At 69.9% G+C, this 23273-nt stretch carries 18 protein-coding genes; 7 read left to right on the top strand and 11 right to left on the bottom strand.

Going from position 1 to position 23273, the window contains the following annotated elements; translation table 11 throughout:
• Nucleotides 1-53: 53 nt before the first annotated feature.
• Nucleotides 54-2417 (bottom strand): ATP-dependent zinc metalloprotease FtsH, encoded by a 2364-nt coding sequence (gene ftsH / locus ACWEKS_RS09575; RefSeq protein ID WP_452339665.1) that lies wholly within the window; start codon nt 2415-2417, stop codon nt 54-56.
• Nucleotides 2418-2785: 368 nt separating this feature from the next.
• On the opposite strand from ftsH, the gene ACWEKS_RS09580 reads away from it, so the two are divergent.
• Complete coding sequence (locus tag ACWEKS_RS09580; RefSeq protein WP_452339666.1) at nt 2786-3652, top strand: hypothetical protein; 867 nt, start codon at nt 2786-2788, stop codon at nt 3650-3652.
• A 56-nt stretch (nt 3653-3708) separates the two neighbouring features.
• Here ACWEKS_RS09580 and ACWEKS_RS09585 read toward each other — a convergent pair whose 3' ends face one another.
• Nucleotides 3709-4533, bottom strand: a complete 825-nt coding sequence (locus tag ACWEKS_RS09585; RefSeq protein WP_452339667.1) for a DUF1266 domain-containing protein — start codon at nt 4531-4533, stop codon at nt 3709-3711.
• Between the two features lie 216 nt (nt 4534-4749).
• Between ACWEKS_RS09585 and ACWEKS_RS09590 the strand changes: the two genes are divergently transcribed.
• Nucleotides 4750-5019 carry a DUF2277 family protein gene (locus ACWEKS_RS09590; protein WP_356998658.1) on the top strand — a complete coding sequence of 90 codons (270 nt, stop codon included), beginning with the start codon at nt 4750-4752 and terminating at the stop codon, nt 5017-5019.
• An 11-nt stretch (nt 5020-5030) separates the two neighbouring features.
• Here the strand turns inward: ACWEKS_RS09590 and ACWEKS_RS09595 are convergent, their stop codons facing one another.
• Nucleotides 5031-6278: a PucR family transcriptional regulator gene (locus tag ACWEKS_RS09595; protein WP_452339668.1), complete on the bottom strand. Its 1248-nt coding sequence runs from the start codon at nt 6276-6278 to the stop codon at nt 5031-5033.
• Nucleotides 6279-6436: 158 nt separating this feature from the next.
• Between ACWEKS_RS09595 and ACWEKS_RS09600 the strand changes: the two genes are divergently transcribed.
• From ACWEKS_RS09600 to ACWEKS_RS09610, 3 genes are read left to right on the top strand one after another with little or no spacing between them, the layout of a single operon-like run.
• Nucleotides 6437-8092: an aldehyde dehydrogenase family protein gene (locus ACWEKS_RS09600; RefSeq protein ID WP_452339669.1), complete on the top strand. Its 1656-nt coding sequence runs from the start codon at nt 6437-6439 to the stop codon at nt 8090-8092.
• Nucleotides 8092-8922, top strand: coding sequence for an SDR family oxidoreductase (locus ACWEKS_RS09605; protein WP_452339670.1), 831 nt, complete (start codon nt 8092-8094; stop codon nt 8920-8922). The genes ACWEKS_RS09600 and ACWEKS_RS09605 overlap by 1 nt, the downstream gene beginning before the upstream one ends.
• Before the next feature lie 20 nt (nt 8923-8942).
• A complete protein-coding gene (locus ACWEKS_RS09610; RefSeq protein ID WP_452339671.1) occupies nt 8943-9836 on the top strand; it encodes a PfkB family carbohydrate kinase in 894 nt (297 codons plus the stop codon).
• A gap of 5 nt (nt 9837-9841) precedes the next feature.
• Here ACWEKS_RS09610 and ACWEKS_RS09615 read toward each other — a convergent pair whose 3' ends face one another.
• The 3 genes from ACWEKS_RS09615 to ACWEKS_RS09625 are packed head-to-tail and all read right to left on the bottom strand — an operon-like array spanning nt 9842 to nt 15290.
• Nucleotides 9842-10522 carry a nucleoside/nucleotide kinase family protein gene (locus ACWEKS_RS09615; protein ID WP_452339672.1) on the bottom strand — a complete coding sequence of 227 codons (681 nt, stop codon included), beginning with the start codon at nt 10520-10522 and terminating at the stop codon, nt 9842-9844.
• 26 nt (nt 10523-10548) lie between these two features.
• Nucleotides 10549-12750: a protein kinase domain-containing protein gene (locus tag ACWEKS_RS09620; protein WP_452339673.1), complete on the bottom strand. Its 2202-nt coding sequence runs from the start codon at nt 12748-12750 to the stop codon at nt 10549-10551.
• Nucleotides 12747-15290, bottom strand: coding sequence for a serine/threonine-protein kinase (locus tag ACWEKS_RS09625; protein ID WP_452339674.1), 2544 nt, complete (start codon nt 15288-15290; stop codon nt 12747-12749). The genes ACWEKS_RS09620 and ACWEKS_RS09625 overlap by 4 nt, the downstream gene beginning before the upstream one ends.
• A 259-nt stretch (nt 15291-15549) precedes the next feature.
• On the opposite strand from ACWEKS_RS09625, the gene ACWEKS_RS09630 reads away from it, so the two are divergent.
• Entirely contained in the window at nt 15550-16935 is a 1386-nt protein-coding gene (locus ACWEKS_RS09630) for an amidase (RefSeq protein WP_452339675.1), read from the top strand.
• Nucleotides 16936-17088: 153 nt separating this feature from the next.
• Here ACWEKS_RS09630 and ACWEKS_RS09635 read toward each other — a convergent pair whose 3' ends face one another.
• The 5 genes from ACWEKS_RS09635 to dacB all read right to left on the bottom strand — a co-directional run bounded on the left by ACWEKS_RS09635 (nt 17089) and on the right by dacB (nt 22609).
• On the bottom strand, nt 17089-17976 hold the full coding sequence (locus ACWEKS_RS09635; protein ID WP_452339676.1) for a LysR family transcriptional regulator: 888 nt from the start codon (nt 17974-17976) through the stop codon (nt 17089-17091).
• A 377-nt stretch (nt 17977-18353) separates the two neighbouring features.
• Nucleotides 18354-18911, bottom strand: coding sequence for a hypoxanthine phosphoribosyltransferase (gene hpt / locus ACWEKS_RS09640; RefSeq protein WP_354831477.1), 558 nt, complete (start codon nt 18909-18911; stop codon nt 18354-18356).
• 42 nt (nt 18912-18953) lie between these two features.
• A complete protein-coding gene (locus tag ACWEKS_RS09645; protein WP_452339804.1) occupies nt 18954-19970 on the bottom strand; it encodes a tRNA lysidine(34) synthetase in 1017 nt (338 codons plus the stop codon).
• A 94-nt stretch (nt 19971-20064) separates the two neighbouring features.
• Entirely contained in the window at nt 20065-21135 is a 1071-nt protein-coding gene (locus tag ACWEKS_RS09650; protein ID WP_452339677.1) for a zinc-dependent metalloprotease, read from the bottom strand.
• A 13-nt stretch (nt 21136-21148) separates the two neighbouring features.
• Nucleotides 21149-22609 carry a D-alanyl-D-alanine carboxypeptidase/D-alanyl-D-alanine endopeptidase gene (gene dacB, locus ACWEKS_RS09655; RefSeq protein ID WP_452339678.1) on the bottom strand — a complete coding sequence of 487 codons (1461 nt, stop codon included), beginning with the start codon at nt 22607-22609 and terminating at the stop codon, nt 21149-21151.
• A gap of 133 nt (nt 22610-22742) precedes the next feature.
• On the opposite strand from dacB, the gene ppa reads away from it, so the two are divergent.
• A complete protein-coding gene (gene ppa / locus ACWEKS_RS09660; protein WP_379383333.1) occupies nt 22743-23234 on the top strand; it encodes an inorganic diphosphatase in 492 nt (163 codons plus the stop codon).
• The last annotated feature ends 39 nt before the right edge of the window (nt 23235-23273 follow it).

The raw sequence follows: 23273 nt of genomic DNA on the forward strand, positions 1-23273 counted from the left end.
CCGAACCCCGCCCGAGGCGGGCCGCGAACCCATTGAGCCTATCGGGACCGCGGTCAGCGACGACCGTTCGGTCCGTCCCAACCGTTCTTCTCGTCCTCGTCATTCCCGGACGCCGGCTGCGCGGCCGGATGCTCCGGCTGCGAGTAGCCCGGCTGATACTGGGCGCCCGGCTGATAGCGCTGGCTGCCCGCGGGCGCCCAGCCGCCGTACGCGCCGCGCGGCTGCGGGGCCTGAGCCTCGTCCTCCTGCGGCGGCCAGCCCGGCGCCGACCAGCCGGCCGGGGCGCCGTAGTCCGGACGCGAACCGTGTGTCGGCGCACCGTGCCGCGGATAGGCCGGAGCCTGCGGCAGCGGGTAGCCCTGCGGCGCGGGCGCCGGATAGCCGCCGTACTGCGGCTGCGCGGAGCCGTAGACCGGTTCCGGATAGCCGTTGGCGGGCTGCGCCACCGGATGCGACGGCCGCGAGTCCTCCTCCGGCCACGGCTCACCGCGCTCGGCGGCCAACTCGCGCGGGGTCTTCACCGGCGGGCGATCGGACGGGGTGCGGTCACCGAAATCGTTGAAAGCCGTGATGCGCGGCCGCTTTTCGACCGTCGTCAGCACTTCCTCGAGATCCTTGCGGTGCAGGGTCTCGCGTTCCAGCAGCGCGGTGGCCAGGGAGTCCAGCTCGTCGCGGTACTCGTTGAGCACCGCCCACGCCTCGGTGTGCGCGGCCTCGATGAGGTTGCGCACCTCCTCGTCGATCTCGCGGGCCACCTCGTGCGAGTAGCTCGAGGCCATGCCCATCGACCGGCCCAGGAACGGGTCGCCCTGCTCCTCGCCGTAGCGGACCGCGCCCAGGCGGGCGCTCATGCCGTACTCGGTGACCATGGCGCGCGCGATCTTGGTGGCCTGGTCGATATCGGACGAGGCGCCCGTGGTCGGCTCGTGGAACACCAGCTCCTCGGCCGCGCGGCCGCCCATGGCCATGACCAGGCGGGCGATCATCTCCGAACGGGTCATCAGGCCCTTGTCGTCCTCGGGCACCGTCATGGCGTGACCGCCGGTGCGGCCGCGGGCCAGGATGGTGACCTTGTAGACGGGCTCGATATCGGGCATCGCCCAGGCGGCCAGGGTGTGACCGGCCTCGTGGTAGGCGGTGATCTTCTTCTCGTGCTCGCTGATCACCCGCGATTTGCGGCGGGGGCCGCCGATGACACGGTCGACCGACTCCTCCAGGGCCGCACCGGTGATCACATTGCCGTGTTCACGCGCGGTGAGCAGCGCGGCCTCGTTGATCACATTGGCCAGGTCCGCACCCGACATGCCGACGGTGCGCTTGGCCAGACCCTCCAGGTCGGCGTCGGTCGCGATCGGCTTGCCCTTGGAGTGCACCTGCAGAATCGCGCGGCGGCCGTTCAGGTCCGGGTTGCCGACCGGGATCTGCCGGTCGAAACGGCCCGGGCGCAGCAGCGCCGGGTCCAGAATGTCGGGCCGGTTGGTGGCCGCCATGATGATGACGCCGGTGCGCTCACCGAAGCCGTCCATCTCCACCAGCAGCTGGTTCAGGGTCTGCTCGCGCTCGTCGTGACCGCCGCCCAGGCCGGCGCCACGCTGACGGCCGACCGCGTCGATCTCGTCCACGAAGATGATGCAGGGGCTGTTCTGCTTGGCCTGATCGAAGAGGTCGCGCACGCGGGAGGCGCCGACACCGACGAACATCTCGACGAAGTCCGAACCCGAGATGGTGAAGAACGGCACCCCGGCCTCACCGGCAACGGCCTTGGCCAGCAACGTCTTACCGGTACCGGGCGGACCGTAGAGCAGCACGCCCTTGGGGATCTTCGCGCCCAGCGCCTGATACCGCGCCGGGTTCTGCAGGAAGTCCTTGATCTCGTAGAGCTCTTCGATGGCCTCGTCGGCGCCCGCCACATCCTGGAAGGTGGTCTTGGGCATGTCCTTCGACAGCAGCTTGGCCTTCGACTTGCCGAAGCCCATCATGCCGCCGCGGCCGCCGCCCTGCATGCGCGCCATCACGAAGATGAACAGGCCCAGCAGAATCACCATGGGCAGCATGAACAGCAGAATCTGGCTCAGCCACGAATCCTGCTTGACGGTGGTGTTGACCTTGGCGCCGGAATCCTGCGCGGCCTTGAAGACCTGCGCGGACACCTCGCCGCCGCCCGGATACTTGGCGATGAGCTTGGTCTCGCCCTTGGTGGCATCGTTGCCGTTCTTCAGCGTGATGCGCAGTTGCTGTTCTTTGTCGTCGATCTGGACCGAATCGACATTCGACTTGTCCTGGAGCTGGGAGAGCGCCACCGAGGTATCGACGCTATGCCAGCCGCGCGTGTCGTTGCTGAAATAGCTGACCAACCAGATCACGAGCAGGAAGCCCGCGACTATGGCCAGGTTGCGGAACACAGTCTTGCGGTTCATAGAGCGTCGGCCGGCGGCCAGTCCTTTCCGGGGGGTGTATCCGGTTTGCCTGCGATGCTTGCGTGGCACGCCCGTTCCGGCGAACGGATGCGGACATGCCACGTTACCGCGTACGGTCTAGTCGTTACATCGCGCAGTTCGGCAGCTAGTGCAGTTCAACAGGTAAACGGCTGGAGAACGCGGGTGGTTCCCCGACCATCTGCGGCAACACACTGGGTCGATCACCCCCTGGTGTCGGACCGAGTGGTCACAATCATGGCATGGTCGTCTCATCGTGAGTGACGACACAACAGAGCGCAGGGGGTATGGACATAGTCGAGCTACGGACACCCACAGCGATTGTGCGTCATGGCAACGGGCGTTTGACGGTGCTGCGGCCTGGAACCGACGGCGAGCGCGTGCTCGACGTGCCGGTAAGCGACCTGCTCAAGGTGCGTTTGAACCGGCGCGCCGATGACGCCGTCGTCATCGAAATATATTTGCGCTACCCGACCCCCGTCCTGACCGGCGTCCCCGCCGACCGCACCCCGCTGCCGGTGCTCATCGCCGAGCACGATGTGCCCGCCGCCACCGTCATCGTCGAGCGCATCAACAATCAGATCCTGACCACCCAGCGACTGGACGTGGCCGCCCCCGACCTCGCCCCGCCCGCGCCCTCCTGGGGACGCAGCGGGCCCGCCCGCGCGGACGTGGATCGCGCGGTGCGCCGGATGGCGCCCAAGCGGGACGCCAAGGCGGCCGTCGCCGCGCTGCAGCGTTATGTCACCCCCGGCGAATACGTGCTGGAGACCGCCCTCGTCACCGCGCAGGCGCCCGCGCCCCGGGCCACCGGACTGCTCGCGATCACCACCACCCGGATGATCTTCGTCTCGCTGAGCTCGGGCAAGCGTTTCGCCCATGAGCTACCGGTGGCGACCCTGCTGTGGGCACGCACCACCGACGGTGCCGAGGCGCCGGGCGCCGTGCTCGCCGAGTACGGCGTCGAGGTCAGCGACGGCAATCTGACCTGGCATTTCACCGGCACCGACCGGGCCGACACCGATCGGGTGACGGGCGCTTTGAATTTCGCCATCCAACGCGAGGTGGTCGACGGCGCCGCCGGGCCGGCGGATCCGGGCGTGGCGAAGCTGTACTCCGAATGGGAATTGCTGGTCGAGCGGCATTCGCTCGGCATGGTCGACGACGCGCAGTTCCAGCGGTACGGACGCGGAATTCTCCGGTCGCTGCCCGATTGAGCCCTGGGCGGATCGAGTGAAAAGGTTTGGGGTCAAGCCCCCCGAACCCGGGCGACTTATTCGTCCGGTTGCAGCGCGATACGCCGCCACGGGCTGGTGGGGCGCATCCACAGGCGCAGCAATTCCATCCGCCGGTCCACGCCACCGGATTTCAGTTCCGCGAGGTCCTCGCACGCCTGCCAGTAGGTCCACCCGGCGAGATAGGCATCGCCGAATTGCCGCCAGTTCCGGTATTTCCGCTGGGCCGGGGGCAGCGCGCGCATGAGGTAATCCCAGGCGAGATCGGCGTCGAGGTAGCCCGCGGTGTAGGCCATGCGGGCGACGGCGACCACGCGGGCCAGATCCCAGGCCTGGATGTCGGTGGGCAGCGGGCGCACCAGATGGTCGGTGAGGCCGAGTTTGATGGCCTGCGACCAGATGTCGTAATCGCGGACCAGCGCTTCCGGATTCTCCATGCCACGGAACGAGCCGACCTGCCGCAGGAACGCGCGGTGCCGGTCGGCGCGCTCGCCGAAGCGATCCCGTTCAGGGGAGTTGATGGCCGCCATGACGAGTGGATGCACGAGCGCGTACAGCGGGCCGTGCATACCGTCCAGCAGCTGTTCCATCGAGGCCATGGCCTCGGTGCCGTCGGTGATGCCCCAGGCGCCGGTCAGGGTGTCGATGGCAAGTTCGCGGCGATCACCGAGGGGATGGTCGCGTTCGGGGCCGAGCAGCAGGGCGTCGTGGAAGGCGTCCCAGCGGGAGGAGTAGAAGCCGCCGAGCGCGAGGGCGCGCAGTTCGTCGTCGGAGACCTGCGCACCGGACCAGTGATCGTCCTCGCGCTGGTCCAGCTCCGGGTACGGAAAAGTCGTCAGCGTGGGCACGTCGCGGGCAGCCATACCCCGATTGTTCCCCATCGATCTTGGAGTGGCCCGCTATTCGCCGATCGCGTGTGCCACACCGGCCGCGTCCGGTGCGAATAATCGGCAAACCATTCGGTTCGGAATTCCGGCGGCCACTCGGCGGCATTCTCACGGGCGCTGCGCGACGCACTCACGCAATTGTCTGAATCTTGCCCTGTCACAGCGGGTAATCGGGCGCTAACCTCTGGGGGCATGAGTGGGAACATCACCCTCCTCCGCGGGCTGAGTCCGGCCGCCACGGAGCAGGAAATCTACGCCGCCGCACAGGAATACGTGCGCAAAGTCGGCGGGGTGTCGGGATTGACGACGGCCACCAAGGCCGCGGTGGACAAGGCGGTGGCCGCCATTGCCGCGGCCACCACGCAATTGCTGGCGGAATTACCGGAGCGCCGGGCCTCCGAAGGCGAGCCGCCCACCCGGCGACGCGCCGCCCGGGACACCGTCGCGGAGGAAGCGAGCTGACGCTCGCGGACTCACACGCCGTAGACCGCCACGCAGTCGAGCGCGACCTCCAGTCGAGTACCACGCTGGTCGAGAGAGTGACCGAGTAGTTCTTCTATGCGCTGAATCCGGTATCGCACCGTGTTCTTGTGCACGCCGAGCAGTTTCGCGGCCCCGTCCGGGCTGCGGCGGGCTCGCAGGTAGGCATGCAAGGTTTCCCGCAGTCGCGCCGACTGCGCGTCGGGTGCGGCGAGTGCGCCCAGTTCCCTGTCGATGAGCGACCGCATGGCGGTCTCGTCGGATCCCGCCAGATAGGCGATCTCCACCTCCGCGTAGTGCAGTGCGCGCGGCAGGCCCGGGCGGGCGCGCTCGGCGACCTGCCGGGCGGCGACCGCCTCGTGGTGACCGGCCCGGAAGCCGGCGGCGTGCGCGGCGGGCACGCCGATCGCCACCCGCACGGGCGCGTCCACCGACCACACCGGATCGCCGGGCTCGGGCAGCGCGTCGTCCACGCCGATCCACGCCCACAGCGCGGTCGCACCCGAGGGCACGGTGAGCAGGCTGCCGTTGCCGAGCGTGCCCGCGTAGCGGGCCACGATCCGGTCGAGCCGGCCGACGGCCTCGCCGTTGCTGTCCGACGGCAGTGGCGCGGCATCCTCGTCCGTCCACAGCACCAGCGCCAGATGCCGCTGCGACAGCCGGTATCCGAGCCGGCCCGAAGCGGTTTCGATATCCACCTCGGCGCCGTCCAGCAGGGCGCGCACGGTCTCGGCGCGCTGGGTGAGCGCGGCGCGCAGGCCCCGCTCCCGCTCGGCCATGTAGGTGTCGGTGAGAGCCTCGACCGAGGTGCTGACCCAGCGCGTGGTGCGGTCGAAAAGCCGTAGCAGCACCGATCTTTCGATGTCCTGCGGCAGCTGCCGCTGTTCGAGCACCTCGGTCATGTAGTCGATGACCGCCTCCTGGCCGAGGTGGTAGACGCGCAGCAGCAGCCGCACGTCGTAGCCGCGGCGGGCGACGGTGCGGGCGAAGGCGTGCGCCTCGGGCGGGACCGGGTATTCGAACAGGTCCTGAGTGAGGCCGCTGAGCACGGCGACCGCGTGGGCCCGGCTGCTGGCGGCCAGGTCGCGGCGCATATCGCGGTCCCGCATCTCCGGGATGCGGGCGATGATGGCGTCGTCGAGACGGGTGACGACCTGTTCCAGGGTTTCGGCCGGGAGGGTTTCCGCGACGAAATCGGCGATCCAGAGCCGGATCTCCGCCGGGTTCGCGGGCGTCGCCACGGGCACTCCTCCGAGGTTGTACTCAGAGCACAAAACCGACCGGAAGAATTGACCCGATTGGCCAAGCATGGGCTCACGAAATTGTGTCACGATCATAGTCCAGTGAGCTGGGGCACAGCTCGCCGTCGCAACGTAGCGCACGTGGGGAGAGGCACATCGTGACCAATACCGAACCCGCCGCGGGCACCGCTCGCAAGACCGGGACTCGCAAGCCGGCCGGGACGGCCATCAAGGCCACCCCGAAACCGGGAGCCACCCCGAAACCGGAGGCGGCCCCGGCGCCCGCCACCGAACTCGAGGTCCGCAATCCGGCGACCGGCGCACTCGCGGGCACGGTGCCGATCGATTCGGCCGAGACGGTCGCCGCCAAGGTCGCCGCCCTGCGCGCGCAGCAGCCCGCCTGGGAGGCCCTGGGCCCCGACGGGCGCAAGGAGTGGCTGCTGAAACTGCAGGACTGGCTGGTGGACAACACCGATCGCCTGGCCGACGTGCTGCAGTCCGAGACCGGCAAGGCCCGGGTGGACTCGCTCATCGACCCGGCGTTCTCGGTCGACCTGACCGGCTACTACGCCCGCCGCGCCGCGAAATTCCTTGCCGACGAACACCCTTCGCCGCACAGCCCGCTGGCCCGGGTCAAGCAGCTGACCACCGTGTTCCGGCCCTACCAGGTGGTCGGTGTGATCACGCCGTGGAACTTCCCGCTGGCCATGCCGGTCATCGATGTGATCCCGGCGCTGGCCGCGGGCGCGGCGGTCATCCTGAAACCGTCCGAGGTGACACCGCTTTCGGCGGTCGAGCTGGCGCGCGGCTGGCGCGAGATCGGTGCGCCGCCGGTGTTCGAGGTGGTCACCGGCGCGGGCGAGACGGGCGCGGCCGTGGTCGGGAACGCCGACTACATCCAGTTCACCGGTTCCACCGCCACCGGCCGCAAGATCGCGGCGGCCTGCACCGAGCGGATGATCCCGTACAGCCTGGAACTCGGCGGCAAGGACCCGGCCATCGTGCTGGCCGACGCCGACCTGGAGCGCGCCGCGCACGGCATCGCCTTCGGCGGGCTGTTCAACGCCGGGCAGGTGTGCATCTCGGTCGAGCGCGTGTACGTGGAAGCGCCTGTCTACGACGAGTTCCTGGCGAAGCTGACCGCCGCCGTCAAGGAGGTCCGCCAGGGCGTGGACGGCCGCCAACCCCAGTACGACATGGGCGCACTCGCCAACGAGAACCAGGCGCAGATCGTGCAGCGGCACGTCGAGGAGGCCGTCGAGGCGGGTGCGCGTGTCACGACCGGCGGCAAGCGCACCGGCGTCGGCACGCTCTTCGAGCCGACCGTGCTCGCCGACGTGGACCACACCATGACCTGCATGACCGAGGAGACCTTCGGGCCCACGCTGCCGGTCATGAAGGTGGCCGACGAGGCGGAAGCCATTCGCCTGGCCAATGATTCGATCTACGGCCTGTCCGCCTCGGTCTGGTCCGGCGACAAGGATCGCGCCGAACGCGTTGCGCGCCAACTGAACGCGGGCGCGGTGAACATCAACGACGTGTTCGCCAATATGTTCAGCTTCGCACTGCCCATGGGCGGCTGGGGCCTGTCCGGCACCGGCGCGCGCTGGGGCGGGGCCAGCGGCGTGCGCAAGTACTGCCGTCAGCAGGCCATCACCAAGCCGATCCTGCCCACGCAAACCAAAGAGCCGCTGTGGTTCCCGTATTCGCCGGCCAAGCTGACCATCGCCATGGGCGCCATGCGGGCCGCGGGCACCCGCGGACTGCGGCGGATCAACCTGCCCGCCATCATCAAGACCGTGCGGGGGATGTGATGGCCGACTTCGGAACGATCGCCGGCAAGGTCGTGGTGATCACCGGCGGTGCGCGCGGCATCGGCCTGGCCACCGCGACCGCCCTGCAGGCCCTCGGCGCCAGGATCGCCATCGGCGATATCGACGAGGCCACCGTCAAAGAGTCCGGCGCCGCACGGGGTTTCGACGTCTACGACCGGCTGGATGTCACCGACCACCAGTCCTTCGACGCCTTTCTCGACGAGGTCGAGCGCCGCCTCGGCCCGATCGACGTGCTCATCAACAATGCCGGGATCATGCCCACCGGCCGCGTGGTGGACGAACCGGATCAGATCACCCGCCGCATTCTCGATATCAATGTGTACGGCGTGATCCTGGGTTCCAAGCTGGCCATCGGGCGCATGCTGCCGCGCGGGCGCGGGCACGTCATCAATATCGCCTCGCTCGCCGGCGAGACCCACATTCCGGGCCTGGCCACCTACAACGCCAGCAAGCACGCGGTGCTGGGCTTCACCGACACCCTGCGCGAGGAGTACCGGGGCACCGGGCTGCGCTTCTCCTCGGTGCTGCCGACGCTTACCAGAACCGAACTGGGATCCGGGGTTACGGGGCCCAAGCTGCTGCGCCCGGCCGAGCCGGAGGAGATCGCCGACGCCATCACCGAGCTGATCGTGGAGCCGCGCTCCAAGGTTCGCGTCACGGCGGTGGCGGGCATCATCTCGCAGGTGGTGGGTCTGCTGCCGCAGTCGGTGGGCGATGCCATCGGGCGCGCGCTGGGTGCGCGGACCGCGTTCCTGGACGATGTGGACTCCGACGCGCGCAAGGCCTATGAGAACCGGGTGCGCGAGTAGCTCACCGTAGGGTCGGCGGCATGGGTAGCAGGAGTGCGGTTTTCGCCGGATTGTCGACACTGGATCTCGCCTATGCCGTCGACCGGTATCCCGCCGAGGACTCCAAGACCCAGGCCGCCGACCTGTTCCTCGGCGCGGGCGGACCGGCGGCCAATGCGGCGGTGACCTACGCCTTCCTGTCCGGCGCGACCCCGGCCCTGGTGACCGCGCTGGGCAAACATCCACTGGCGGAACTGATTCGCGGTGATCTGTACCGGCACGGGGTCACCGCCGTGGACCTCACGCCCGACGGCGATCAGCAGCCGCCGGTGTCCTCGATCATCGTCGCCACCGCGGCGGCCACCCGGACCATCGTGTCGCTGGACGGATCCCGGATCCACCCGGCCCTCGACGAGTCCGCGGCCGAGGTGCTCGACAGCGCCACGGTGCTGCTGGTGGACGGCCACTATCCCGAACCCGCGCTACGGCTGGCGACGGCGGCGCGGGCGGCGGGCGTGCCCGTGGTGCTGGATGCCGGCCGCTGGCGTCCGGTGCACGGCGCGCTGCTGCCGGTCGTCGATATCGCCATCTGCTCTAGTACCTTCACTCCGCCTGGGGTACAGGGTGATTCGGCCGGTGAGATATTCGACCACCTGCACGCGGCGGGACCGCGGCTGGTCGCGATCACCGGTGGTGGCGGGCCGATCCGATACTCGATGCCCGGCGAACGCGGCGAGATCCCCGTCCCCGCGGCGCCGGCCGTGGACACCCTCGGGGCGGGCGACATTCTGCACGGCGCGTTCTGCCATTTCCACGAGCGTGGCGCGGATTTCCCGGTCGCGCTGCGGCGCGCGGCCGCGGTGGCGACGGCCTCCTGCGGTTTCCCCGGTACCCGGGAGTGGATGCGGCACTTCGACATTCGGTCGATCAGATGACGCGTTCAGTCGATGCGGTAGCCGCGTCCGGCCTTGCGCAGCACCAGATCGGCTCGGGTGCGGGTGGATTCGACGAGGGCGGCATTGCGGAGGTCGCTGTGCGCCACCTTGATCCGCGCGGCCTCGAGGGTGCGGCCGCCGCGAATGTGGCGGCGCAACAGGCGTTGTTCGATGATCGGGCGCGGCACCTCCAGGTACCAGGTCTCGTCGAGCAGGGGGCGCACGGCGGCCCAGGCCGGATGGGCGCGGTCGTCGAGCAGCAGGTAGTTGCCCTCGGTCACCACGATGGATTGGCGGTCGAACACGATGCCGCCGGGGACCGGTTCGTGGATCTCGCGATCGTAGGTGGGCCAGGACACCGGCGTGCCCGGCGCGGTCTCGCGAATGGTGCGCAACAGCGCCACATAGCCATCGGTGTCGAAGGTGTCGGGTTCGCCCTTGCGATCGAGGAATCCGGCGGTGCGCAGCTGGGCGTTGGTGAGGTGGAATCCGTCCATGGGCGCGACTTCGGCGATCGTAGCGCCGGCGGTCAGATTCAGTTCGTCGCGAATGCCGCGGGCCAGGGTGGATTTGCCGGCGCCGGGCGGGCCCGCGATACCGAGCAGAAACCGACCGGAATGCCCGTCGGCGCGGCGGCGAACGCGAGCCGCCAACTCCGCCAACGAGGTTTCGACACTGCCACGCATCGCCACCCCTCCGAGCCTACGGGGAATCAATGCCCACCTTCGGGAATGGCACGCACCAGCGCCTGCAGGTCCTCCTCCAGCAGCCGCGAGAGCCGGTAGGTGACCACGAACGCCAGCACGCCGCCGACACTGATCAGCCGAAGCGGCACGATCACCAGCGACAGATCGGCGGTCGACACGAAGGTCACGCTGGCCACCGCCAGCAGCGGCACCGACGCGGCCGCGGCGAGATAGAAATTGCTGCGCCGGGCCAGCGCCGACAGCTGCCGGCGATCGGCGGGCCCCACCGAACCGCGCGCCAGCAGCTGCGGATACAGCGACCGCACCGCGTACACCATGATCAGGAAGAACGGATAGGCCAGCGCGATGGTCGCGCACACCACCTGCGCGGTGAAGAAGTGCGCGAAGGCATTGTGCGGCAACCGCGCTCCCGTACCGGACAGGGCCAGCGGCCACGCCACCCCGGCGATCAGCCACATGGCGAACGGCACCCACACCGCCCGCTCCCCCATCAGCAACGTGTCGGATCGGGCGTGGGCCAGCTGGGCCGGGGTGTACCGGTGCCCGCGGGCCAAGCGGTAGGAGACGGTCAGCGGCCGCCGCGCCAGCCACAACAGCAGCAGCGCCGCCAGCGGGAAGGCGACCAGATTGTTCACCAGCGCCACCTGCTCGAACCGCTGCTGATCCACCAGCGGCAGCTCGTTCACGACGAGACTCCGGTTGATCCGGACGTTGTACCAGCTGGCCACAGCATTCGGCAGGCCCACGCACAGCATCGCGATCGGCACCGGCCAGCCGCGCAACCGGGCCCACAGCGTGTGCGGCGGCGGATCCACCAGATCCCGGGCCCGCGGGTCGAGGCACAGGTTCAGCTGCCCGGCCAGCTGGCCGCCGGTCTGCCAGCGTCGCGCGGGATCGGGTTGCAGGCATTCCAGCAGCACCCGCCGCAGCGCGGCCGGGGTGTCCGCGGGCAGGGTATCCAGGGCCGCCGCGGGCACGCCCGCCATCCGCCGGGCCAGCATGGCCCGCACCGCCCCGGTATCGGTCCCGCCGTCCGCATCGTCGAATGGCAATGCGCCGGTGAGCATTTCCCACAGCACGAGTCCGAGCGAGTAGATGTCGCCCCGGGTGTCCGGCAGCGGCGCGGCCGGATCCAGCTGCGCGGCCAGCGCCTCGGGCGACCGATACCGCAGCGCCCCGGCATCATTCGCGCCCGCCCCGAGGAACGCCCCACTCCAGTACACCGGCCCCAGCGCGAAATCCGCGAGCTTGGGCACCCCTTCCGCCGTGAAGAGCACATTGCCGGGCCGGATGTCGCGATGCAGCACCCCCTGCCGCAACCCGTAGTCGAGCGCCTCCGCCAGCCGCCGTCCCACCCACGCCACGGTTTCCGGCCAGCTCAGCCCGGCGATCTCGGCCCGCACCCGGGACCCGGCCGGCCGGATCTCGCCCTTGGCCTCCATGGCCGCGTCGATGGCCCGCAGCAGCAGTCCGCCATCGGCGCTGTCGCGCCCGGCCGTCGCGGATTCCTGCCGCAGCCGGGCCAGCACGCCGTCGACGGTGCCGCCGGGCAGATACTGCATGTACAACAGCCGCAACGGTTTTCCGGTGCTGCCGTCGGCGATCAGGCGCTGGTCGAAGACCCGCACGATGTGCTGGTGGTCGAGCTGCGCGACGGTGTCGGTGTCGCTGTCCACGCCCGCCTCCACCCGCACCGCGACCAGCCGCTGCATGGACCGCTGCCGGGCCAGGAACATGCGGCTGTGTTCGCGGCCGCCGAGATCGGTGAGCAGGTCGAAATCGTCGAGGCTGCGGCCGGTTCCGATGCCCTCGGGCAGCACGGGCGGCGGGGGCGGTGGGGTGTCGCCGGTGAAGCGGCGGCGGATCTCGGTGGCCGCCTCCGGGTACTCGGCGGTGAAGCTGTCCACGTCCACCGGCCGGAAGCGGCTGCGGGCCACGTACTCCTCGCAGACCAGGTCGGCGAAGGCCGGGCTGGTCCCCACCTCCGGGAATTCCCGGCGGTACTCCGCGAGCCGCTTCTCCATTCCGGCGCGCCGCCGGCGCTGCCGCATGTCCACCCGCACCAGATCGGTGAGGACCGCGAGCCGCACCTCGTGCCCGTCGGGCAGGTAACCGGCCAGGGGCGGCGGTTCATCGCGGTCGCCGCGCAGGGTGGATTCCCAGTCGGCAGCGAAGCGGGCGAGGGCTTGCGCTGCGAGTTCACTCACGATTCGGTACCCGCCCCGTTTCCGGGCGCCCGCGACGAGGGGGTCGACGACACCACCCGCTCCAGCGCCGCCAGGTCGGCCTCCAGCGCCCGGAACATGGCATAGATCAGGACGAAGGCCGCGATCCCGCCGACGCTGAGCACCCGCACCGCGACGATCACCTGCGGAATGTCGTCCGGCGGGAGGAACGTCACGCCCGCCACCGCCAGCAACGGGACCGACGCCGCGACCGCCAGATAGGTGGTGCAGCGGTGGCCCAGCCGGTGCAGCCACACCGCGTCCTCGGCGCTGATGTCCCCGTGCCGCAGGAACATCGGATAGATGCACCGCACCAGATAGAAGGCCACCAGGAAGAACGGATACGCCACGGCGATGGCCCCGCACACCACCAGCGACACCAGGAAGTGCACCATGCCACGGGCCGGTAGGTCGGGAGCCGTCATGCGCAGCACCGTCGGGAAGGTGATGCCCGCGAGCACCCACAGCGAGAACACCACCAGGGAGATGCGCTCCCCGGCCAGCAGCACGTCCGCGCGGGCTCTGCGGAGCGTCTCCGGGTCGTATTCGCGGCCCAGCCGCACCCCGCGCGGCACAAAGATCAGGGATCGGCACAGATAGGCGATGACGGCCGTCCCGAGCGGGAAGAACACCAGGTTCACTGTGGTCGTGGTGACCATGAAGGTGTGCATGGCCGACTCGGACAGGTGGTTGATGATGAAGGCCCGGTTGTGCGCGATGTTGTACAGCGACGCCAGCAGGTTCGGCACCACGATGGCCAGCGTGACCAGCGGAATCATCCACGGCCGCAACCGCATTCGCCAGCTGTGCGGCGGCGGGTCGACCAGGTCGCGGGCGCGTTCGTCCAGGCACATGTCGAACTGTTTGGCCAGGATCCCGCCGCTGCTCCAGCGCTGTTCGCGGGCGGGCTCCAGGCAGGTGAGCAGGACCCGGCGCAGCGCGGCGGGGCAGTCGGGCGGCACCCGGCCGAGGGCAGCGGTGTCGACGCCGCCGCGCCGCCGCGCCAGCATGGCCTCGAGGGTGGTGCGGTCGCCGTGGTCGCCGGGCCCGGCGGTGGTGTCGTCGAAGGGTTTCGCCCCCGTGAGCAGCTCCCACAGCACCACGCCGAGGGAGAAGATATCGGCGCGGGTGTCCAGGTCGCCGGCGCTGACGGCGGTGCCGGGGTGGCACGCGTCCAGCTGTTCCGGGGACATGTAGGACAGCGAACCGCCGAAGTACGCGACCGGGCCGGCGCTGTCGATATTCCGGCTGAAGCTGATGTTGAAGTCGGCCAGTTTCGGTACCGCCTCGGCGGTGAGCAGCACATTCGCAGGTTTCACATCCCGGTGCAGGACCCCGTGCCCGTCCGCGTAGTCCAGTGCCTCGGCCAGCCGGCGGCCCAGCCACGCCACGGTTTCCGGCCAGGACAGCCCGGCCAGCTCGGCGCGCACGCTGGAGTCGGTGGGCCGGATCTCGCCCTTCTCCTCCATCGCCGCATCGACCGCGTCGAGCAGCAGCTGTCCGCTGCGTTGCACGGGCGGGGTGGCCCGCACCCAGCGCAGCACGCCGAGCAGGGTGCCGCCGGGCAGGAACTGCATGTACAGCAGTCGCAGGCGCCGCCCGGATTCGGTGCGCAGGTCCGACATCAGCCGCTGGTCGAAGACGCGCACGATGTAGTCGTGGTCGAGCTGGGCCAGGGTCTGCGGCTCGGTGCCGTGGTCGGCGGAGATCTTCACCGCCACCAGCCGCTGCAGGGAACGCTGCCGGGCCAGGAAGACCCGGGCGAACGCCCCGGAGCCAAGACTGGTCAGCAGGTCGAAATCATCGATGCGCTGCCCGATCTCGATGCGATCGAGCAGTTCCCCGGTCTCGGGCGTGGTGATCCCGCCGGTGGCCCGGGTGGGCTCGGCCGGTGCGCCGACCAGCTGCGAGGGATCCTCGTACAGCGTCACCTCACCCGGTTCGGGTACCCGGGTGGTGTCGCCGTCCACGAGCGGCCGGGGCCGGGCGGTCGGCTCGAGCTGCGTCCGTTCGAGCTGCGTCCGTTCGAGCTGCGTCCGCTCGGAGCGTTCGAGCCCGAAGTCACCGCGCGTGGATTCGTCCAGCCCGGCCCGCCGCGTGCTCTGATCGTCGTCGTCGGCATTCAGCAGTTCCCGCAGTTCGGTCGCCTGATGCGGATATTCGCGCAGGCAGTCGCGCGGATCCACGCGCTCGCCGCTGTGCCGGCGGATGACGAACTCCTCGTACACCAGCCCGGCGGGCAGATCCCGATCCGCGAGTTCGGGGAATTCGGCGCAGTAGTCGTGCAGCCGTTTGGCCGGGGAGACCTCGGTTCCGGCGGGTCGGTGCAGCCAGCGGTGACGCATGTCCACCCGGATGAGCTCGATCAGCGCACCCCGCCGCAGCGTGGTGGCATCGGGCAGATAGTCGGCGATCCGGGGTGGGGCCGCAGTGGAGTCCCACGCCGCCGTGAAGGCGGCGATCGCACTTGATTCCGTTTTCGCCGAGTAACCGCCGGAACGGTGGTCGGAACCAGAAGCCATGTCCGCACCCCTCTGGCTCGGCACGGATGTCGTCGATCCGCACTGTCGATCCGAGGATGTCGTGGATTCTGAGATTGGGACAAAGAACCCGCCACACCCCACACCATCATCCCCGACTGCTAGCCGGAATGATAACTTGCGGCTCACGAGCGGATCACCCGATTTCGACACGAGGCGACGGGGGAAGACCAGCATGCACGACGAGGGCACGGCGCTAGCGGCTGAAATCGCCACAGCCGGCACCGCCGAGGAGGTAGCGGTGGCACGCACAACGGCCGATTCCGACACCCCATCCGACCGTCCCCCCGTGGACCTGACCACGGCCACCGGCATCGCCGCAGCCGTCCAGAACGGCTCGATCTCCCCCGAGGACGCGGTCGGCGCGGCGCTGGACCGGATTCGCGCCCGCGATCGGAAATTGAACGCTTTCAGTCTCGTTCGCGAGGAAGCGGCCCGCGCCGAGGCCCGCACGGTGGCCGAACGACCGGATCTGGACATGCTGCCACTGGCCGGCGTGCCGATCGCGGTGAAGAACAATATCGACGTCGCCGGCGAGGTCACCCGGGGCGGCTCGCTGGCCGGTCCCGATACCCCCGCCACCGGCGATCACCCGGTGGTGCGGCGGCTGCGGGCCGCGGGCGCGGTCGTCGTGGGCCTGACCACGGTGCCCGAATTCGGGCTCTGGGGTGTCACCGACGGCCCGGGCAGCATCACCCGCAGCCCGTGGAACACCCGCTACTCCGCGGGCGGCTCGTCGGGTGGTTCCGGCGCGGCGGTCGGCTCCGGCATGGTCCCGATCGCGCACGGCAATGACGGGCTCGGCTCGGTCCGCATTCCGGCGGCCTGCTGCGGCCTGGTCGGCCTCAAGCCCGGCCGCGGTCTGGTGCCCGCCGAGGTGGGGCTGGACTCGTGGGGCGGGATGACCGAGAACGGGGTCCTCGCGACGACGGTCGCGGATACCGCGCTCATGCTCTCGGTGCTGGCGGACCGCCCCGACCTGGCCGATCTGGAGACGCCCTCGACGCTGCGCATCGGCCTGGCCACCGGGGCTCCGACACCACTCGGCCATATCGACCTGGCCTGGACCGCGGCCGCCGACAAGGCCGCCGCGGCGGCCTCCCGGGCCGGCCACATCATCGGCGTCGCCGAACTCCCGTACCAGGGCTCGACTTTCGCGCTGCTGCTGCGCTGGCTGGGCAATGCCGCCCGCGAGGCCGTGACCGTCCAGCACCCGGATCGCCTGCAGCGCCGCACCCGGGTACACGTCGCCCTCGGCAAGGCGGTGCTGAAGTCCGGACTGCTGCGCCCGTCGCAGGTCGATCGGGTGGAGGCCCGGCTGCTCGATTACTTCGAGCGCTACGACGTGGTCATCACACCCACCCTGGCGACCCCTGCCCCGCGCGCCCGCCGCTGGCATTCCCGTCCCTGGCTGGCGAATGTCCTTGCGAACACGAAGTTCTCGCCGTTCACGCCGCTGTGGAACCTGGTCGGCTGGCCCGCGCTGTCACTACCCATGGGCCTGCACCCGCGCACCGGCACCCCGGTCGCGGCGCAGATCGCGGGCCCGCCCGGCAGCGAGTCGACCATCCTCCGGCTGGCCGCGCAGATCGAGGCCGCCCACCCCTGGCAGCGCGTCGCTCCCTGAGCACACCCCGGCACAGCGCGCCCGGATACAGCACAGCGCCGCGTCACTCGGTGACGCGGCGCTGTGCTTCTGTCTCGATCCCGTACTCCAGGACGGACCGCGGCAACCTCCGACCCTCTGCCGCCGCCCGTTTCGACCGGTCCGGGCCGGGGCCTACTGGGCCGCGACCGGTTCCTTCTCGGCGAAGCCGCCGTCGAGGACGCGGACGGCGAACTCGAGGATGGTGGGGCGGTCGTCGTCGGCGCGCCAGGCCACCGCCAGTTCGCACGGGGCCAGGCCGGCGACCGGGCGGGCGGTGAGGCCGGGCCAGCGGTACATGGGGACATTGTTCTCGGCCAGCAGGCACACGCCCAGGCCGAGGCTGACCGCCTCCAGACGCTCCTCGGCGGTGGCCGCTTCCGCGCCGATCTTGGCCTGACGGCCGCCGCGGGCGTCCGCACCGAGCCAGAAGTCCCGTGCCGCACCGGCTTCGGCGGGCATGGCGATGAAGGGCTCGTCGATCAGGTCGGCGAAGTCGATCTGCTCCCGGCCGGCCAGGGCGTGGTTCTCGGGCAACAGCACCCAGCGCGGTTCGGTGCGCAGCACCTGCCAGCGGTAGCGGCTGGTGTCGGGCACCGGCAGCCACATGAGCGCGAGGTCGGCCTGACGGCCGGCCAGCCCGCTGGACGGGTCGGTCCAGGACGCGGAGTGCAGGGCGAGCCGGTGGCCGCTGGCGCTCTCCAGGTCGGTGATCAGGCCGCGGCCGATGGAGGACTGGATGCCGACGCGCAGCACCTCACCGGCCTCCTGCAGGGCGACATTGGTGACTTCCCACAGTTCCAGAATCTTCCGCGCGCCTTCGAGGAGTTCCTTGCCGGCGACGGTCAGGGCCACGCTGCGCTGGTTGCGGTCGAACAGCACGACGTCGAGCTGGCGCTCCAGCTGACGGATCTGTCGTGACAGGGTGGGTTGTGCGATGTGCAGCCGTTGAGCGGCGTTGGTGAAATGCAGTTCCTCAGCGACGGCGACGAAATACCGCAGGTCGCGCAAATGCGGGTCCATAGCCCCTTGCTATCAGAATCGGTCTTGATTTTCCAGCCGTATCTGACCCAAAAGTTTGCAACTGGATCAGAAAACAGCCGTCAGGTTTGTTACAGACAGCATAGGACGCCCCCGAAACATTCTGTTAACCGGACCCGCGAATTCCTGGCCATTCACCGAGGCTCACCCACCAACCCCCTAGCGGACACTTGACCAGCAGTTACACATAAATCCGCGCCCGTGCCCGATTCCCGCTCGACCCGAGCGCTGACATCCAGCAACGGCCACTCCCCCCGGCCCACGCCCCAAACCAGCCCACCGAGTGAGTTTCGTCACATCAACACAGAAGGCCGCTCCCGGTAACCGGCAGCGGCCTTCGTTTCGATCCTCGAGAGTTGTTACTCCCCGCCGTAGACCTTCGGGTCCAGGGTGCCGATGTACGGCAGATCACGGTAGCGCTCGGCGTAGTCGAGGCCGTAGCCCACCACGAACTCGTTCGGGATGTCGAAGCCCACGGCCATCACATCCACCTGGGTGCGCAGCGCGTCGGGCTTGCGCAGCAGCGTCACCACCTCGAGCGAGGCCGGGTTGCGGCTGGACAGGTTGCGCAGCAACCACGACAGCGTCAGGCCGGAGTCGATGATGTCCTCGACGATCAGCACATTGCGCCCGGCGATGTCCTTGTCCAGGTCCTTCATGATGCGCACCACGCCCGAGGACGAGGTGGAGGACCCGTAGGACGAGACGGCCATGAACTCCATCTGCGTCGGCACGGTGAGCTTCTTGGCCAGGTCGGTCATGAAGAAGATGGCGCCCTTGAGCACGCCCACCAGCAGCAGGTCGCCCTCGGGGGCATCGGCGGGATAGCGCTTGGCGACCAGTTCGGCCAGTTCCTCGACCTTGTCGGCGATCTGTTCCTCGCTGATCAGCACCGACGCGATGTCGTCCCCGTACACGTCCGCTGGTTTCCCTTCAGTGATGTCGACCCGAATCCGGGTTCACTCCGAACCGAGTATGAGCCTGCCATGTTCACGCGCGGCAACCAACCTCGTCCCACTGGGCGAACCGCCCACCGCGACCCCGCCCTGCCCCCGCCACCGCGTGACCAGCGCCTCGACCGCCCGTAAATTGCTGTCCGTCAATGATTTTGCGCCACGCTCGAGCAACCATTCGCGAATGACGCGGCGGCGGACCGCGGGCGCGGCAGTGGCGAGCATCTCGATTCGCAGCCCGTCACCGTCCCGGGCGGCTGCCAGCAACTCTCCGGCGAGCGCGTCCAGCACCTCCCCGTCCTCCCGCAGGTGCGCTGCCGTGCGCGCGAGCGCGGCGGCCACGCCGCCGCCGAGCACGTCCTCCAGCAACGGCAGCACCTCGTGCCGCAGGCGTACCCGGGTGAATTCCGGCGCGCTGTTGTGCGGGTCCTCCCAGGGCGTGATCCCCAGATCCGCGCACAGTTCGCGGGCCACGCTCCGCCGCACCCCCAGCAGTGGCCGCCCCCAGGGCGCATCGAATTCCGGCATCCCCCGGATGGACCGCGCCCCCGACCCGCGCCCGAGCCCGAGCAATACCGTCTCGGCCTGATCGTCCAGCGTGTGCCCGAGCAACACCGGCAATCCCTGCCGCGCCTGGTCCAGCGCCGCGTACCGGGCGCGCCGGGCCGCCGCTTCCGGACCACCCGGATACCGGGCCTTGCCCGCGCGCTCGCCGAGGCCTGCGGGGCGGCCGATGTCCGGGTCGCGATCGGCGATGCCGGGGCCCGTCCCGGCACGCTCGACCGTCACGGTCAGTACCCGCGCCGACCGGCAGCCCAGCTTCGACGCCAGCGCGGCCGCCGTCGCTGCCACCTCCGCCGACCCCGCCTGCAAACCGTGATCGACCGTCAGGGCGTCCACCACGTCCGCCTCCGCACAGGCGGCGGCCGTCAGTGCGACCGAATCCGCCCCACCCGAGAGGGCCACGGCGACCACCCCGGCAGGTGCGTACCGTCCCAGCCATTCCCGCACGGCGTGCCGCATCTCCAGTGCGGCAGGCGTCTCGGGCAGCCGGGGCCGATCGTTCACGCCCTGATCGTCGCACGCGGGCCCCGGGGCCCGGTGCGGCGGCAACGGCTCAGCCGAGGACGCGGGCGACCCAGCGCTGCGGTTCACCGATTTCGTCTGTGCGGGGCAGGGTTTCGGGGTCGGTCCAGATGGTGTTGAACCGCGCCATGCCGACGGTGTCGACGACCTCGTCGACGAAAGCCTTGCCGCGCACGTACTGGGCGACCTTGGCGTCCATGCCGAGCAGTGCCCGCAGCAGCCGCTGGATGGGGTTGGCGGGGCGCTTGCGGCGCTGATCGAAGGCGGCGCGGATGCGGGCGACCGAGGGCACCACGGCGGGTCCGACGGCGTCCATGACGTGGTCCGCGTGGCCCTCCAGCAGCGTGCCGAGCATGAGCAGGCGGTCGAGGGCTTCGCGCTGCGGTGCGGCCTGGGTGGCGCGCAGCAGCCCGATGACACCGCCGGCCGGGTCGTCGCCGCGGCGGCGCTCCTTCACGGCGTCGACGAGCCGGGCCAGCATGTCGGCGAGGGGTTCGTCGCCCGCCTCACCGAGCACCTCGACATTGCGGCGCATGTATCCGGCGATCCAAGGGGCGGAAGAGAACTGGACCCGGTGGGTGACCTCGTGCAGGCACACCCAGAGCCGGAAGTCGCTGGGCGGCACGCCGAGTGCGCGTTCCACCGCCATGATGTTGGGCGCGACCAGCAGCAGCGTGCCGTCGGGCCCGGTGAACGGGTCGTACTGGCCGAGGATGGCCGTCGACAGAAACGCCAGCATGGCCCCGGCCTGCACGCCGGCCGGTTTGCCGACGAGTTTGCCCTTCTCCCCGGGTTCCACGCCGCTGCCGGTGAGCTGGGCCATGGATTCGGCGGCGGCGTGGATCCAGCCGGGCCGGTCGACGATCAGCGCGTCCGGTACCACCGACCCGTCGTCGAGACCGCTGACCTCGCGGACCGGCCCCTCGGCGCGCACCGAGGCGGCGGCGAGTTCGGCGACCGCGTGTTCGGCCGAGTATCGGGATGTCCGCGGCCCCGCGGGCACCAGCGCGGCGCCGGTGCGGGCGGCCACGTTCCAGTCCACGACACCGGTCAGATTGGTCCGGGTGCGAGCGGGGGCCACAGGGTTTTCGGATCCGGTCATGTTCATCCACCCGTCAGGAGCAGCCACAGTTGCGCAGTGCGTTGGCGACGGCATCCAGCGCGGGTCGGCTCACCTCCGGCGGCCGATCGTTCGACATCAAGGCGAACGTCAGGACCCGTCCGTCGCGGTCCAGCACATAACCCACCAACGCACTCGAGACGGACAGAGTTCCGGTTTTGGCCCGGATCCACCCCGCCCCGTCGCGATCCCGGTCGACATAGCGGGTCGCCAGCGAGCCGGTGCCGCCCGCCACCGGCAGGAAGTCCAGCAGCGGCGCGAGCGGGGAGCCATCGGTGCTGGTCGCGGCCGTATCGGCGGTCGAATTGCCTTGCGGACCAGCACCGTTGGGCAGCGCGGACACAGTCAGCACCCGGTTGAGCAGGCGCGGGGGAATGTGGTCGTCGGTCGAAAGCCCGCTGTTGTCGGCCATTTTCAGGCCGGTCAGATCGAATCCGGCGGCCTGCAGCACGGTCGTCATGGCGGTCACCGCGCCGGTGAAGGAGGCTTCCTGCCCGCTCGCCACCGCGACCTCGCGGCCGATGGCCTCGGCGAGCACATTGTCGGAGTGCACCATGGCCTGCAGCATGCGTTCCCGCAGCGGCGCGGACTGCACGGCGGCCAGCTGGTTCGCGCTCGCCGGGGCGGTGCCCAGCTTCACCTTGGCGGGATCGGCGCCCAGTTCGGTGGCCAGCTTCCGGCCCGCGTCGAGGGCGGGAGTGGTTGTGCGGGGCGAATATTCGACCAGCGGGTCGAGGCGGCCGCCGTCGATCATGACCGGGTCCAGCGGCGCGATGGAGCCGCCCGCGATATCGGCGTTGTCCCAGCCGGGCGCGAAGTTCGGGCCCGCGTAGGCGGAGGTATCGACCACGATGGAGTCCACCCGCTGCCCGGCGGTCTTGATCTGCGCGACCAGGTCCTGCAGCCGGGGCGCGTCCAGGTAGTAGCCCTTGCCGTCCGGCTGCGCGGTGATGGTCGGGTCGCCGCCGCCGACCAGCACGATCTCGCCGGGGGCCGAGCCGGTCACCACCTTGGTGGTGATCCGGTGATCGTCGGGCAGGGCGAGCAGTCCGGCCGCGGTGGTGAGGATCTTGGCGGTGGAGGACGGGATCATGCCCTTGTCCGGGTCCATGGTCCACAGCACCTTGCCGGTGTCCCCGTCGGAGACCGAGGCGGCGAAGATCCCGAGGTCCGGATTGCCGACCACCGGTCCGAGCGCGGCGGCCAGCCCGTTCGCGGAGGCGGCGGGCGCGGTCACCGGGGCGGGCGCGACCTGCGGAATCGGCTTCACGGGCGCGGGCGGATCGGCGATCGTCAACCCCCCGTGCCGGAATTCCTCCGTCCAGGGCTTCAGGATCACCGCCACCGCCCCGGCCGCCGCCACCACGACGACCAGCACCAGCGACACCACGATCCAGGTTCTGCGTCGCCGCTTGGCCTCCAGACCACCGATGTTCTGCTTGTTCCGACCAAACACCTGCCGCTGTCTCCCTGATACCTGTGGTGGGGCTGATGGCTCTACCGCGGTCCACACTATCCTCGTTGCGCAGTCGTTCCCTTGAACGAGCTGGCGAGTCGGCAGCTATACCGCCCACCGAAAAGGAGATGACGTGGAGTTCGACGTCACCATCGAGATCCCCCGGGGTCAGCGCAACAAGTACGAGGTCGATCACGAGACCGGACGCGTTCGGCTGGACCGCTACCTGTACACGCCGATGATGTACCCGGCCGACTACGGCTACATCGAGAACACCCTCGGCGGCGACGGCGATCCGCTGGATTGCATGGTGCTGCTGCCCGAGTCCGTGTTCCCGGGTGTGCTGGTCGAGGCCCGTCCGGTCGGCGTGCTGATCATGAGCGACGAGGCCGGCATCGACGAGAAGCTGGTGGCGGTGCCCGCCGGCGACAAGCGCTGGGCGCACATCCAGGACGTCGAGGACATCCCGGAGTTCCAGCGCAAGGAGATCGCGCACTTCTTCGAGCACTACAAGGACCTGGAGCCCGGCAAGTGGGTCAAGGTCGAGGGCTGGGAGGGCCGCGCGAAGGCCGAGAAGCTGGTCGACGAGGCCTACGCTCGCCTGAAGGAGCAGGGCGGCCACTGAGCTCCCGCCGACGAGGGGCGGCGCGGATTCCGCGCCGCC

The organism is Nocardia sp. NPDC004711, from assembly GCF_053601595.1.